Annotated in this window: 14 protein-coding genes; 11 read left to right on the forward strand and 3 right to left on the reverse strand. The window is 46.5% G+C overall.

Annotated features, from left to right (window positions below; genetic code table 11):
* Positions 1-92 precede the first annotated feature (92 nt).
* Both K331_RS0113995 and K331_RS0114000 read right to left on the reverse strand, forming a co-directional pair.
* Entirely contained in the window at positions 93-596 is a 504-nt protein-coding gene (locus K331_RS0113995) for a C40 family peptidase (protein WP_028590795.1), read from the reverse strand.
* A 591-nt stretch (positions 597-1,187) separates the two neighbouring features.
* The gene (locus K331_RS0114000; protein WP_028590796.1) at positions 1,188-1,829 is read right to left on the reverse strand and encodes a thiamine diphosphokinase; all 642 of its coding nucleotides are present in this window, start codon (positions 1,827-1,829) and stop codon (positions 1,188-1,190) included.
* A 432-nt stretch (positions 1,830-2,261) separates the two neighbouring features.
* Between K331_RS0114000 and K331_RS29555 the strand changes: the two genes are divergently transcribed.
* On the forward strand, positions 2,262-2,930 hold the full coding sequence (locus K331_RS29555; protein ID WP_036634892.1) for a trimeric intracellular cation channel family protein: 669 nt from the start codon (positions 2,262-2,264) through the stop codon (positions 2,928-2,930).
* 3 nt (positions 2,931-2,933) lie between these two features.
* Complete coding sequence (locus K331_RS0114010; protein ID WP_028590797.1) at positions 2,934-3,407, forward strand: low molecular weight protein-tyrosine-phosphatase; 474 nt, start codon at positions 2,934-2,936, stop codon at positions 3,405-3,407.
* Positions 3,408-3,798: 391 nt separating this feature from the next.
* Here K331_RS0114010 and K331_RS0114015 read toward each other — a convergent pair whose 3' ends face one another.
* On the reverse strand, positions 3,799-4,533 hold the full coding sequence (locus K331_RS0114015) for an alpha/beta hydrolase (protein ID WP_028590798.1): 735 nt from the start codon (positions 4,531-4,533) through the stop codon (positions 3,799-3,801).
* Positions 4,534-4,809: 276 nt separating this feature from the next.
* Here K331_RS0114015 and pdhA point away from each other — a divergent pair, with 276 nt between their 5' ends.
* From pdhA to K331_RS0114060, 9 genes are all read left to right on the forward strand, one after another.
* A complete protein-coding gene (pdhA, locus tag K331_RS0114020) occupies positions 4,810-5,877 on the forward strand; it encodes a pyruvate dehydrogenase (acetyl-transferring) E1 component subunit alpha (protein WP_028590799.1) in 1,068 nt (355 codons plus the stop codon).
* A gap of 98 nt (positions 5,878-5,975) precedes the next feature.
* Entirely contained in the window at positions 5,976-6,953 is a 978-nt protein-coding gene (locus tag K331_RS0114025; protein ID WP_018884300.1) for an alpha-ketoacid dehydrogenase subunit beta, read from the forward strand.
* A 30-nt stretch (positions 6,954-6,983) separates the two neighbouring features.
* Positions 6,984-8,303, forward strand: a complete 1,320-nt coding sequence (locus K331_RS0114030; RefSeq protein ID WP_028590800.1) for a dihydrolipoamide acetyltransferase family protein — start codon at positions 6,984-6,986, stop codon at positions 8,301-8,303.
* A 3-nt stretch (positions 8,304-8,306) separates the two neighbouring features.
* Positions 8,307-9,728: a dihydrolipoyl dehydrogenase gene (gene lpdA, locus K331_RS0114035; RefSeq protein WP_018884302.1), complete on the forward strand. Its 1,422-nt coding sequence runs from the start codon at positions 8,307-8,309 to the stop codon at positions 9,726-9,728.
* Between the two features lie 262 nt (positions 9,729-9,990).
* Positions 9,991-10,785: a thymidylate synthase gene (gene thyA / locus K331_RS0114040; protein WP_028590801.1), complete on the forward strand. Its 795-nt coding sequence runs from the start codon at positions 9,991-9,993 to the stop codon at positions 10,783-10,785.
* Between the two features lie 63 nt (positions 10,786-10,848).
* Entirely contained in the window at positions 10,849-11,331 is a 483-nt protein-coding gene (locus K331_RS0114045; RefSeq protein ID WP_028590802.1) for a dihydrofolate reductase, read from the forward strand.
* A 442-nt stretch (positions 11,332-11,773) separates the two neighbouring features.
* Positions 11,774-13,261, forward strand: a complete 1,488-nt coding sequence (locus tag K331_RS0114050; protein WP_028590803.1) for a glutamate synthase subunit beta — start codon at positions 11,774-11,776, stop codon at positions 13,259-13,261.
* A gap of 577 nt (positions 13,262-13,838) precedes the next feature.
* Positions 13,839-14,312: a hypothetical protein gene (locus K331_RS0114055; protein ID WP_028590804.1), complete on the forward strand. Its 474-nt coding sequence runs from the start codon at positions 13,839-13,841 to the stop codon at positions 14,310-14,312.
* Complete coding sequence (locus K331_RS0114060) at positions 14,309-15,310, forward strand: CehA/McbA family metallohydrolase (RefSeq protein ID WP_028590805.1); 1,002 nt, start codon at positions 14,309-14,311, stop codon at positions 15,308-15,310. The genes K331_RS0114055 and K331_RS0114060 overlap by 4 nt, the downstream gene beginning before the upstream one ends.
* Positions 15,311-15,316 lie beyond the last annotated feature (6 nt).

Here is a 15,316-nt window from a genome sequence, read left to right on the forward strand (position 1 = left end):
TTGGCTGTTGGCAGCCATGCAGAGCACTTTGTTTTTGGTGGATATTCAGACTAAGTCGTTCTGTACTACTTACTGTAATACATTAGGGCGGACTAAAGTACGCGACGAGCCTTCAGATAGGTTTTCTTCCATGTACCGGAGTTCAGATCGGAGATCGTCACACCTGGCTTGCCGTAGGTATGAAGTATTTTGCCATTGCCTGCATACACGGCGACGTGAGTTACATTTTTCCCGTTGGCACGACTACCACTGGAGAAGAATACCAGGTCTCCTTTGCGCAGATTAGACTTGGATACCGCTTTGCCTTCCTTGGATTGAGCAGCCGATGTTCTCGGCAGATCAACCCCGTACTTCTCAAAAATATGTTGCATAAACGAGGAACAATCGAAAACTCTGGTTGTTTTTGTAGAAGCGCCGAAATCATAAGGAGTTCCCATGTATTTTTTTCCGTAATTCAACAGGCTGTCGGCGGTGGACTGGCTTGTAGCTGTTGCGGCTTGAACCGGCTGTGCGTCATATATAGCAACGGCACCGAGGCCGATGGAGACTGCAAATCCAACAGTAGCAATTTTCTTAAACATTGGTTGTAAATTCATGATGTGTGTACCTCCAAGAAATGTGTAGTCATTCATGCGAGATGAATGCTTGTCCGCTTTCCTGGAATGAGTATAACAGTTTTGTAACTTCCTAAAAGTTGGATGAAGGCATGAAAAGCTACTCACACAGCGTTTTTGTGGCTTTTATGAAAAAATGATTAAAATTATGACCTTAAACAAATATTGGAATTTTCGAAAAATAAAAAAGAGAAGAAACCTTTATATATCAGGGTTCTTCTCCTCATTTGTTGATCTCTAGCAGCGTGGATCATGGGTTGTATAAATTACAAAATTGTAACTTTGTATTTCAAGTTTTTTAATCTTTATTAATTAAATTGTGAGGGGAACTACTCTGGCAAACGTGCTAATACGTATAGTCAGGAACAAACACATCTTACAGAGGTGTATTAATAAAATGAACGAGTAATGAGGCATAACAGGTATGATAATACATCTATCTAGTATGTTCTAACTATAAACAGCACCGGCTTGCCCCGTACTATATTTGCCCAACGGTTATCATATAATATCTGTCGCTTTAAGGTGATATTCTCCAAAGTGCGTATAAATCAATCAGCATGATAATCCAGCTCAGTCTCGGCTTTGAATCACGAGAAGTACTCCGCTACAGATGGTGACCAACCCTGCATCTCCCGCCAGATGATTACTAATGCCTAAAGATTGTCCGAGCTTGAGTGTGGCATCTACTAATGGATACTGGAAGCCCTTCAGCGTAATCCCTGTCACCTCAGAGCTCAGCGGAAGGAGTGAGATATAGGGGTATCCCATAGATTTCACTTCCAACAATGAGTCCGTGAGCATGATGTAATTATTCGAATCCTTGATGCTGCAAGGTATGCGATGCTGTAACACCTGCATTAGCAGTTGAATGTTAGCCAAAGTATGGTCCATCCTCGTTCCTGTGGCGCCTAGCAGAAGGATCTCATCAGGCTGCTGCTCCAGCGCAAGCTTAATAGCCAGCTCTGTATCAGTAAGATCTTTGTCTACGGCATCGCAGGCCAAGAGTCGTTCTGCGTAGTCTTCAATCTGATGAAGTTGTTCTGGAAGGATGGAATCGAAATCCCCGACAGCGAGATGGATCGGTATATGATGCTGCATCAAGTAGAGTGCTCCGCGGTCCGCGCCGATAATAAAATCATTTGCCTGAATTTCTTTCCAATCCTCCTCGTGAAGCTGTCCCCCTGAGTAGATTACTACACGCTTATGTGTCACGTTCTCATCTCCTTGATATTTAAAGCTAGCTTGACGCCCTGGTGTACTTACTTGCTAAGGTTCAGCCTGTTGTTCATGTTGCTGGTCCTATGTAAGCGGATCGGGGTGAGGGCCGAAGTACCAGACTTGTATTCCACACGGGCTGAATCAATTTTACATTATGTATTGTATGGATTGTATGGATGTAGCCAGCTTATTTTTTACGCTTGTGAGACATGGAGTATTTGCTGGTTCGAACATCTCCATTCAATTTGATCGTTTTATAGTATAACGTTGATTATTCTCTTGCACAATTCGGCGACATGCCGCTACAATAGATTTCATGTGAAAGATGACACCCCGGGTTATATTTTCGGAAGATTTGAGAGACTATGCCTGGTGTTGGCGACGACAAGTGACAACATATGGAGAGGAAGCGTAGAAGGATTGGACATGCACATTTTTGATTGGTTCAGCATGATCGGTACAGTGGCCTTCGCAGTATCAGGCGCGATTGTTGCGATGGAAGAGGGATACGACATTCTTGGCGTGCTGGTACTAGGCCTTGTGACTGCTTTTGGGGGCGGTGTTATCCGTAATGTACTAATTGGTGTTCCGGTGACTACGTTATGGAGTCAGGGGTCGCTGATTATGCTGGCTGTTATTTCAGTAGCCATTGCTTTTATTCTCCCATTATCCTGGATTACACATTGGCGTAGAACTGAGGTGTTCTTTGATGCCATTGGTCTTGCAGCCTTTGCGATCCAAGGCGCGTTGTATGCGACTCAAATGAATCATCCGCTGATTGCAGCTATCGTTGCTGGTGTCATGACGGGGATTGGCGGCGGAATCATTCGAGACATATTGGCTGGACGCAAGCCACTGGTGCTCCGAGATGAAATCTATGCCGTGTGGGCGATGGTAGGTGGCTTCATGGTCGGTACGGGCTTTACGAAGACCCCGGGGGAACTCATCATTCTGTTCACGGGCATTGTATTGTTCCGAATGTTATCGGTATATTATAAATGGAAGCTTCCTAGACGTGCGCTGGATACCGGATCAGCCGGAACTACAGCCGCAGCGAAGCCGAAGAGAGATTATGCAGATTGGGGGACGCCTTAACAGATGAACAATCACATTAATGTATTATTCGTGTGCCTGGGCAACATTTGCCGCTCACCAATGGCCGAGGCTGTATTCAGACATCAGGTTGCTGAGAGAGATATGAAGGAGCAAATAACGGTAGATTCTGCCGGTACAGGAGATTGGCATGTAGGCAAGCCACCACATGAGGGTACATTGAACCAACTGAATATGCATGGCATCAGCAGTGATGGTCTATTCGCTCGTACTGTCCAGGGAGAGGACTTTGCGCAATTTGATTACATTGTATGCATGGATGATTCCAATGAGCAGAATTTACGTCGCTTGCCTGGTGGGGGAGATGCTGACATCCTCAAATTCATGGATTTGCTACCCGATGAGCTGCAGCGGGAGGTCCCGGATCCGTACTTTACAGGTAACTTTGAAGAGGTATATCGCTTGATCAACGCTGGCTGCGAGAAGCTTCTGGACAAAATTGTCGAAGAAAGGCTATGATTAACTATAGTAGCGCCTGCTTGAAGCTGATGTGCTAAGACGACTTTACATAGAAGCGTCTGTAATAGGTACTCACATGCTGCTACTGTCGAAATAAGCCGAATCATGGAGTCTCCACAAGAGACTCTGTTGTTTGTGAGCAATTGTAAGCGTACACATTCAGATGGAAGCGTGTAGCCCTAATATTTTCTGTAGGGAGCTACGGATTGATGATGAGTTTTCACGGATGTCCCGATGCGCAAATGTCATGAAAGGAGGGATTAGAGCTAGTAGTAATGGATGCAGCGTACACTCAGAGCTGTGGGTAACGGTATAGTTATGGGTAACAGTACGTGGGTAAACGAATGATGGAGCAATCGTGAAAAGAAAAAAGGGAATCGTACGATCCCCTTTAGGCCAAATTCAGAAAATACATAAGTGCATCGGGCAATTCATTCTGCCAGAAGCCCCACAGATGCTGGCCATCCTTCTCGCGATAGGAGACGGTTGCTCCCCGCTCCTCAAGCAGCTGGCGGGTGAGACGATTAAGCTCCACAAAATCATAAACGCCAGTATCACTCTTGAAGTTCGTCTCCTGCAGACCGACGACCATCCATACATCCAGATGGGACAAGTCTTTTTCTTTTGCGATCAAGGCTCTGGACTCATCGTAGTAAGCACCGGAGAGACTGATGATCCGTGTGAACAGGTCGGGATAAAGCAAGGCCAGATGCAGGGACACACTGCCTCCCAGTGAGTCTCCGGCAAGAATTCGTTCGGAAGGCTCCCGGCGCACAGCATATTTTCCTTCTATATAAGGAATAATCTCTTCGGCGAAGCATGAGGTATAAGCCTCGAATCTGCTGCCAAATGGGGCATACTCGGAAGTACGGATGGAAGTATCCACCTCTACACCGACAATGATGAAAGGCTCAATGCCTTCATCCAAAATCAGCCTGTTCGCATGTGTAGCGATTCGGCCAAAATTGAAGAACTCTTCTCCATCCTGACAATAGACAACGGGGTAGCTAAGAATCTCATTGTATCCGGGTGGGAGATAGATACGAAGTGCTCTTTTGGCACCGAGCCACCGGCTTTCGATCTCGTCTTTCAGAATGGTGCGTTTCAAATAGCGGGAATCCGTCATGTTTCGTCACCTTTCATGGGTAAATTTTTGCAATCATGATCACAATAAGTTAAGATTACCGTGATTGAAATTGCAAGTAAAATACAACATTGTTCTGTTCAAATTTAAAAGATGTACTAAGCTGTTATATAAAATTTAGTCGCCTGTTACATATAGCAAAAACAGAAAATCTTATAAAAAATGCCGTTTTCCTTTGACGGGAGAGATGAAACAGGTGTATAATAATTCTATAACAGCGGAACTTGATATTCAAATTTTTTTGTTGAGGTGAAGATAATGAGCAAGGTTCCTTATGAAGTATATACAGAGGAGGTAGAAGCTCTGTCTGTACTTTCACCGGCTGGTGAAATCGTTAATGAAGAGAAAATGCCTAAGCTTACTGATGATCAATTGAAAGAAATTATGTACCGTATGGTATTTACACGTACTTGGGATGACCGTGCCGTGAACTTGGGCCGTCAAGGTCGTCTGGGCTTCTATGCACCGGTATCCGGACAAGAAGCGACAATGATCGGTAGTGAATTCGCTCTGGAGAAGGACGATTTCGTTGCACCTGGTTACCGTGATATTCCACAATTGGTATGGCATGGTCTGCCATTGTATCAAGCATTCCTGTACTCCCGTGGCCATCAACATGGCGGCCAAATCCCTGATGGCGTTAAAGTATTGATGCCACAAATCATCATCGGTGCGCAAATTCTGCATGCGATGGGTCTTGCTATGGGCTTCAAGCTGAGAAAACAAAAACAAGTCGTTATTACTTACACTGGTGATGGCGGTTCTTCCGAAGGTGACTTCTACGAAGGTCTGAACTACGCTGGAGTTTACAAACTGCCGGTTATTTTCTTCGTACAGAACAATGGTTATGCGATCACTACTCCGTTCTCCAAGCAAACTGCGGCATTGTCCATCGCACATAAAGCGGTTGCTGCTGGAATCAAAGGCGTAAAAGTAGACGGCATGGACGTGTTCGCGGTAATCAAGGCTGTTCAAGAAGCAGCTGAGCGCGGACGTAACGGCGAGGGTGCAACCCTGATCGAAGCGGTAACTTACCGTTTCCGTCCTCACTCCCTGTCTGACGATGCTTCCAAGTATCGTTCCAAAGAAGAAGAAACAGAGTGGAGCGAGAAGGACCCAATCGCACGTCTGGCTAAATATCTGGAGAAAAAAGGTCTTTGGACTGAAGAAGATACAGCTCGTGTGAAAGAAGAAGCAAAAGCAAAAGTGAACGAAGAAATCAAAAAAGCTGAAAAAACCGAAAAAATGACAGTAGCAGGCTTGATCGACAGTATGTTTGAGTCCACTCCTAAACATCTGGAAGAGCAAAAGGCTGATTTCGAATAAATGCACGTACAGGCCGGGGGACTCTCGGTCTGGCTTGAACGAATTATAGAGTAATGAAATGAAATGTGACTTGTAATGTTTAAGGAGGAAATGAAGCAATGGCACAAATGAACATGAAAGAAGCGATCCGCGACGCACTGCGCGTTGAATTGAAGCGTGATCCTAACGTTCTGCTTTTTGGTGAAGATGTAGGTCATGTGGGCGGCGTATTCCGTGCTACGGAAGGTCTGCAAAAAGAATTCGGTGAAGAGCGTGTATTCGATACTCCACTGGCTGAATCTGCAATCGGTGGTCTGGCTGTAGGTCTTGGTATTCAAGGCTTCCGTCCGGTAGCTGAAATCCAGTTCGTCGGCTTTATCTTCGAAGCTCTGGACCAAATCGTCGTACAAGCGGCACGTATGCGTTATCGTTCCGGCGGTGTGTACAACTCTCCAATCGTATTCCGTACACCATTTGGTGGCGGTGTAAAAGCAGCTGAGCTGCACACAGATTCCCTGGAAGGTCTTCTGACACAAACTCCAGGTATTAAAGTGGTTGTTCCATCCAATCCTTATGATGCGAAGGGTCTGATGATCGCTTCCATTCGTGATAACGATCCTGTCTTCTTCATGGAGCACTTGAATCTGTATCATGCATTCCGTGCTGAAGTGCCAGAAGAGGATTATGTAGTAGAGCTGGGCAAAGCTAACGTAGTTCGCGAAGGCTCTGACGTAACGATTATTACTTATGGCATGATGGTTCATACTTCTGTTAAAGCAGCTGATGAGCTGGAGAAGAAAGGTATCAAGGTTGAAGTTATTGACCTGCGTACGATCAGCCCGATCGATATCGATACCGTTGTAGCCTCCATCAAGAAAACGAATCGTGCTATCGTCGTTCAAGAAGCGCAAAAGAGCGCGGGCGTTGCTGCTGAAGTCATTGCACAAATCAATGAAAAAGCAATCCTGCACCTGGAAGCTCCAGTACTGCGTGTAGCAGGTCCAGATACTGTGTATCCATTTGCTCAAATCGAAGACACTTGGTTGCCTAACCCTGCACGTGTAGTGAAAGCAGTCGAGAACGTCCTGGCATTTTAATTGAACTGAATAGATAGGGAGGTTTTTTGCGTGGCAAAGTTTGAATATAAATTCCCTGAACTGGGCGAAGGTCTGCATGAGGGCGAAATTATCAAAATGCATATCAAAGTCGGGGATAAAGTAACCGACGAAGATATCGTCATGGAAGTGCAAAACGACAAAGCGGTGGTAGAAGTTCCTTGTCCGGTAAACGGAACAGTTACTGAAGTCTTCGCTAAAGACGGAGATGTATTCCATGTTGGTCAAGTTGTAGCAGTAATTGATGCTGAGGGTGAACTGCCTGAGCAAGATGATGCACCAGCAGACCAAGCGGCTCAAGAAAAAGATGCAGCTCAAGGTGGAGCTGAGACTTCGAACTCCGCAGCAGCTTCCAGCCCGTCCGATGCAAAAGAAGGCGGTCAAGGTGCTACTCCAGCTGCTCCTTCCAAAGAAGTACTGGCTACACCTAGCGTTCGCAAGTTTGCTCGTGAGCAAGGCGTAGACATCGCTCAAGTAACAGGCACTGGCAGCAATGGCAAAGTGACTCGTGAAGACGTTGAAGCCTTCAAAAATGGTGGCGGCCAAGCAGCACCAGCAGCATCCGGCAAAGCTGAAGAATCCAAAGCAGCAGCACCAACTGCATCTGCGGCAGCAACTGCTGATCAACGTGTAGAAGAAGAGCGCGTACCATTCAAGGGTATCCGTAAAGCGATCTCCAATGCGATGGTTAAATCTGCTTACACTGCACCACACGTTACCATTATGGACGAAGTGGATGTTACTGAGCTGGTTGCTTTCCGTACACGTATGAAGCCAATCGCTGAGAAGAAAGGCGTTAAGGTTACTTATCTGCCATTCATCGTGAAGGCACTCGTTGCGGCATCCCGTGAGTTCCCAGTGCTTAACGCAATGATCGACGAAGAAGCGAACGAGATTGTGTACAAAAAGTACTACAACATCGGTATCGCTACAGATACAGATGCTGGTCTGATCGTTCCAGTCATCAAGGATGCTGACCGTAAGAGCATCTGGATGATCGCAGACTCCATCCGTGATCTGGCAGCACGTGGTCGCGAAGGCAAGCTGAGCCCGAACGAGATGAGAGGAAGCACGATCTCCATCACAAACATCGGTTCCGCTGGCGGTATGTTCTTCACTCCAATCATCAACTTCCCAGAGGTAGCTATCCTGGGTACTGGTCGCATCAGTGAGAAACCAGTTGTGAAAAATGGCGAAATCGTAGCTGCACCAGTTATGGCTCTGTCCCTGAGCTTCGACCACCGTATTATCGACGGTGCCACTGCACAGAATTTCATGAACTATATCAAACAGCTGCTCGCTAATCCTGAGCTGCTCGTTATGGAGGTGTAATCAATGGTAGTAGGAGACGCTTCTCTGGATATTGATACATTGGTCATCGGTGCGGGTCCTGGCGGTTATGTTGCCGCCATCCGTGCAGCACAGCTGGGTCAAAAGGTACTGATCGTTGATAAATCCGAGCTGGGTGGAGTGTGCTTGAACCGTGGTTGTATTCCTTCCAAGGCTCTGATCTCTGCAGCTCATCAATATGAGAATGCACTGCATGCTGATTTCTTCGGCGTATCTGTAGGCGACGTGAAAGTCGACTTCACGAAGACTCAAGAATTCAAAAACGGTGTCGTGAAGAAAATGACAGCAGGTGTATCTGGCTTGCTGAAAGGCAACAAAGTTGAAATCTTCAACGGCGAGTGCATGTTCATTAACGAGAACGAAGCACGTGTATTCAACGATCACGAGTCCCCTCGTTACCGTTTCAAGAACTGCATCATCGCGACGGGTTCCCGTCCGATCGAGCTGAAGCCATTCCCATTTGGTGGACGCATTCTGTCCTCGACAGAAGCATTGAACCTGCCAGAAGTGCCTAAGAGCATGATCGTAATCGGCGGTGGCTACATCGGTGCTGAGCTGGGTCAAATGTACTCCAAGTTCGGTACGAAGGTAACTATTATTGAAGGTCTGGATACTGTATTGCCAGGCTTCGATAAAGATATGACTAGCCTTGTAGCGAAGAACATGAAGAAGACGAACATCGAGATCGTAACAGGTGCAAAAGCTGAAAGTGCTGAGCAAACAGATAAAGATGTTACTGTGAAATACTCTGTGGGTGGCGAAGCGAAAGAAGTAACTGCTGAGTACCTGCTGGTAACGGTTGGCCGTCGTCCTAACACAGATGGCGAGCTCGGTCTTGACCTGATTGGTGTAGAGACAGATGAGCGCGGCTTCGTAAAAGTCGACCATCAAGGACGTACTAACCACAAGCATATCTTCGCCATTGGTGATATCGTAGCTGGACCAGCTCTGGCTCATAAAGCCTCTTACGAAGGTAAAGTAGCTGCTGAAGCTATTGCTGGCGAGCCATCTGTAGTAGACTACAAGTGCATTCCTGCTGTAGTCTTCACAGATCCAGAGTGCGCAAGCGTAGGCTACAGCGAGTCACAAGCTAAGGAGAAAGGCCACAAAGTAAAAGCTGGCAAATTCTCTTATGCTGCTAATGGCCGTGCGGTATCTCTGAATGGAGCAGAAGGCTTCGTGAAGATCGTTGCAGACGAAGAGACTGGCCTCGTGCTGGGTGCTCAAATCGTAGGTATCGAAGCTTCCAACCTGATTGCTGAGCTGGGTCTGGCTATCGAGATGGGTGCAACCCTGGAAGATATCGCTCTGACTATTCATGCTCACCCTACACTGGGCGAGATCGTAATGGAAGCTGCTGAGCTGGTATTGGGTAACCCAATCCATGCGATCGCACCACGTCGTTAATTCTCGCTTCTGACGATCTAATAAGTTATTTGTAGATTCTAACACTTGTCATTAGTGTTAGCTAGGAGTATTCCCAAGCAACTGCATGTTGCTTGGGGGTGCTCCTTTTTATATGATCTATATTGAAGTCTGAGGAGAAATGCTTAAGTCCATTGGTTTTAACTTGTCAGCTGACATCTCCAGCAAACTGTTGGTGGGGATCCATCAGGCATGTTACACTAAACTAATGAATTATGTACTAGCATGGAAATGAGGAGAAGCTATGAAGAACTATCAGGAGCTGTTACGAGATATTTTGGAGAATGGAGTGGACAAAGGTGACCGTACGGGGACAGGCACACGTTCCGTCTTCGGACGCCAGCTACGTTTTGATTTGAATAAAGGATTCCCGCTCGTTACGACTAAAAGAATACATCTCAAATCCGTCATTCATGAGCTATTATGGTTCTTGAAGGGGGACACCAACACATCCTACCTGAAGGAGCACGGCGTGACGATCTGGGACGAATGGGCTGATGAAGAAGGGAATCTGGGACCGGTGTATGGCTCGCAGTGGCGCGCATGGGAGACGCCTGATGGTCGTCATATTGATCAGATTGCGAATGTGATTGATTCCATTCGGAACAACCCGGATTCGCGCAGACATATTGTAAGCGCCTGGAATGTGGCCGTCATTGATGAGATGAAGCTGCCGCCATGCCACTTTGTATTTCAATTTTATGTGGCTCAGGGTAAGCTGTCCTGCATGCTCACAATGCGCTCTGTAGACACGTTCCTAGGTCTTCCGTTCAATATTGCCAGCTATGCCTTGCTCACGCATATGGTTGCTCAGCAGTGTGATCTGGAGGTTGGAGAGTTCGTATGGTCCGGTGGTGACGTACATATCTACTCCAATCATATGGAGCAGGTACAGACGCAGCTGCAGCGTGAGCCATATCCATTGCCGAATCTAGTGATCAAGCGTAAGCCGGACTCCATCTTTGATTATGTCTACGAAGATTTTGAGTTTGAGAATTATCAGCACCATCCAGGCATCAAAGCACCTGTTGCAGTCTAAGTAGGCAAGGGACTGCTTTTTTAACGAAGCAGCTGTGTCAACGCAGTCTTGAGGAGGGATTTCATGAGCATTACGATGATTTGGGCGATGGATAGCAATCACCTGATCGGCAAGCAGAACCGTCTGCCATGGCGTATACCACATGATATGGCTTTTTTCAGAAGACAGACGCTCGGCAAGACAGTCGTATTGGGGCGCAAAACCTGGGATTCATTTAACCAGAAAAGCCTTCCCCAGCGGAGAAATATCGTCATGACCCGTGACCAGGAGTTCAAGGTCAGCGATGCTGAAGTTGTGCACTCCATCGAGGAAGTCTTGGATCTGGCGAAGAAAGAAGAGATTATGATCATTGGTGGGGGAGAGATCTATGAGCTTTTCTGGCCCCATGCGGATAAATTGCTGGTTACCCGGATTCATGAAGAGTTTGAGGGAGACTCCTATTTCCCTGAGCTCGATTGGAGTTCATGGCGCATAGCAGACAGCACTCCGGGCATCAAGGATGAGAAGAATCCTTACGATTATGAGTTTATTACGTATGTACGATAAGCTCTGTATGAAGAGAGCGATATACACAGATTCATTCTGAAGACACCTAATTAGCAGTAGAAGCAGCAGATTCCGGGCTTAGAGTCTATAGTCCCATAAATAGATACTGAAGTAAGTATGATTAGGCGAATTGATTGCTTATTGTGAGTCGATGATCATACGCCTTCCCCTGACGTGAACAAAGGAGACAGCTTGGGCGGAATAGCTGCTCTTAAAAGTCCAATATGAATTATTTATTGACTTGATTCAAAAATAGTTTCGCTAAAACGAAAAATGTTGCACAACATTTTAACACTTCTGTACGCTGATGTGATACAATAAATCAAATTTGAAATCAACGAGGAATACCATTTTATCGTTCGGAAGTACTGGGATGAATCACTGTATCATTACCAAAATGTTCGTGAAATGGCACAGAAGCGAAGAGATGGGGGAAGGTAAGATGTCTACACCAACTGGATTTATGGAATATAAAAGACAGCTTCCAGCTGATCGCAATCCTGTAGAGCGGATCAAAGACTGGGAAGAATTCCATAAACACTTGTCTGAAGAGGAATTGCGTACACAGGGTGCACGATGTATGGATTGTGGAACCCCTTATTGTCATACCGGAATGGACATGGCCGGCAGTACCTTCGGATGTCCGGTGCATAACCTGATCCCGGAATGGAATAATCTTGTATACCGTGGATTGTGGAGGGATGCACTGGACCGCCTGCACAAAACGAACAATTTTCCTGAGTTTACTGGACGTGTCTGTCCTGCTCCATGTGAAGGTTCCTGTACTGTAGGTCTGATTGGGCAGCCTGTCACGATTAAGACGATTGAAGAGGCTATTATCGAAAAGGGCTTTGAAGAGGGATGGGTGACACCTAATCCTCCTGAGAAGCGTACGGGCAAGCGTGTAGCCGTCGTAGGCTCTGGACCTGCTGGTCTGGCTGCTGCTGCACAGTTGAATAAGGCTGGTCATCTGGTTACAGTATACGAACGTTCTGATCGTATCGGCGGACTGTTAATGTACGGTATTCCAAGCATGAAGCTGGAGAAGAAAGTGGTACAGCGCCGTGTGGATCTGCTTGCAGCAGAGGGAATACAATTCGTGACCAACACAGAGATCGGAAAGGATATTCCGGCTCAGCAGTTGGTGGACGAGTATGATGCTGTTGTAATGTGTGGAGGTGCGACTAAGCCACGTCAGTTCAACATTGAAGGAAGTGAGCTGAACGGCGTCCATTACGCAATGGATTACCTGAACAGCTCCATTAAGAGCTACCTTGATTCCAATCTGGAGGATGGCCAATATATCCCGGCAGAAGGCAAGGATGTTATTGTCATCGGTGGGGGGGATACGGGCTCTGACTGTGTTGCTACTTCACTCCGGTTGGGCTGCCGCAGCGTGACACAATTCGGTACACATAATAAGGCACCATTGGAGCGCGATCCGATCGCCAATCCATGGCCACAATTCCCGAATGTCTATCAACTGGATTATGCACAAGAGGAAGCGAAGGCTATCTTTGGCGAAGACCCGCGTGAGTTCTCCATCATGACGACGAAATTCGTAGGGGATGAGCAAGGTAATCTGAAGGAATTGCACACGGTTCAGATCCAGCGGATCGTAGATGAATCCGGCCGCAAGATCTATCAACCGATTCCGGGCACGGAGCGTGTATTCCCTGCACAGCTAGCGCTGATTGCGATTGGCTTCGATGGTCCAGAGTCAACGATTGTGGATGAATTGGGGCTGGAGACAGACCGTCGTTCCAATGTAAAAGCTCGTTATGGCAAATACGTAACCAATGTTGAGAAGGTATTTGCAGCTGGGGATATGCGTCGTGGTCAAAGTCTCGTCGTATGGGCAATTAATGAAGGCCGCGAGGCTGCCCGTGAGGTGGACAAATATTTGATGGGCGCAACTGTTCTGGTATAAGTACAGGATAAGTGTAAATGTAAGTCTGGAGCCGTCACATTAGGCTAAACGTGTTAACTCTGTCGAATCATTGTATTCGGCAGAGTTTTTTGTTTTTTTAATAGATCGCAACGTTTACACAAAATATAATGTTATTTAATATAACGCAAATTGTTTTATTTAATTTTTATAATGTTATATTGATAGGTATTATAACATATTAGGGCGGATAACAAACATAAAATTATCTATTAAATTCTTTTTTATAACATAAATTATTTATTTATCACCATATATGATAGATTATATAACATTTGTTATTGTTTAATTCAATTTCGCTCGTAAATACAATCTCAGCATACAACGTCGTACCTAGAAGCCTTATAAGACTACATTACAACATATGTAGAGTCATTCTCCCCTTCATGACAAAGGAGATTGACTCTTTTTTTGCGTGAGTTTTCAAATCTACTTTCATTTACAGAATATTTACATGCCAATGATATCGGGCTAACTGATGCTTTATAACATAAGTGCATGTGGTACCGTTCCCACTGTGGGATCAGTCTCACACTACATAGTAGAAAGGAACGTCATCATGAAGCTGCTGGATCTACAAAGCAATTGCACTCCTGAGGACTCCAGGACACATATTCGGATTCCTTTTGTACTGACCCAGGCGACGGAAGAGCTGAGAATCCGGTTCGAATATGCACCCAAGACATTGGATGATAGAGAGCACTCCATACGTTTACTGGAGGAGAGCTTTGACGAATATTTGCTGCCAGCTCAGCGGCAGCAAGCCATTACACATGTGGATCAATATCTCCCACTGAAGAATCTCATTACTTTGTCAATTGATGATGAGCAGGGGTACCGGGGAGCTTGCCATCGCCATGATGAGATACAGGACTTATCCCTGTCCGCAAGCAAGGCGTCTCCAGGGCTGATGGCAGGGTCGCTCAGAGCGGGCTCTTGGTCAGTTACGCTTAGCCTACATTGTATTGTTACGGAATCATGCAACTACCGGCTGCAAATTTGGACAGCTGAAGCAGAGGAGGAAGACGCATGAGATGGCTGGGTTGTGAATTGCATACCCATACCCTGCATAGCGACGGGAAGCAGACCTTGTCTGAGCTGGCAGCAGGAGCTGTACAGCTGGGATTTGATGCGATTGCATTGACAGATCACAATACGATGTCTGGCCTTGATGATCGGGAGGAGCTCTCACAAGAGCATGGTCTGCTGATTATCCCAGGGATGGAATGGACGACCTTTTACGGACATATGGTTACGCTGGGTCTGAATGAATTTGCTGACTGGCGTAAGACGGATAGAACCCAGATTAGCTCCGGCATTCAGGAAGTGCAGCTACACGGGGGAATTGCTGGTCTGGCTCATCCCTATCGGATCGGAAGTCCCGCATGTACTGGATGCTACTGGGAATATGAGATACATGATTGGTCCAAGGTCAATTACATTGAGGTGTGGTCTGGTACGTTCGCATCCATCAAGATCAGTAATCAACGGGCGTACTCCCTGTGGACGGACAAGCTGAATGCAGGCTACCGAATCGCTGCGACATCCGGAAGAGACTGGCATGAACAAATAGCAACCGAGGAGCCGATCTCAGTGACGTATCTAGGGATTCCAGCTGACACAGAGCCTACAGAGGCTGATTTGGTGCAGGCACTCAGCGTAGGACGTGCATCCGTTACGATAGGTCCGTTGCTGACGCTGGAGCTTGAAGTGAGGGACGACAAGGTAGGCATCGGTTCTGTAGTTCGCAGAGATTCAATGGAGGAGCCCGTCGTAGCCCATATAAGTCTGGATTTCACTGTCAGATCGGGCTTATGGAGACTTCAGGAGCAGACTTGCCGTCTCGTACTATGTTCCAATCTCGGAATTGAGGATGAACGGGACATTCCATTGAGAGCTGTATCCGGGTCTGAGCATTACGAGGCTACGCTCAACAGCAACGGACGGCAGTGGCTGAGAGCAGAGCTGTGGGGCACAGTGCAAGGGGCCAATACCCTGATTGCCTTTACAAATGCCATTTATTTTGAATAAGGAGTG

This window comes from Paenibacillus massiliensis subsp. panacisoli DSM 21345, from assembly GCF_000426545.1.
Lineage (GTDB): Bacteria > Bacillota > Bacilli > Paenibacillales > Paenibacillaceae > Paenibacillus > Paenibacillus panacisoli.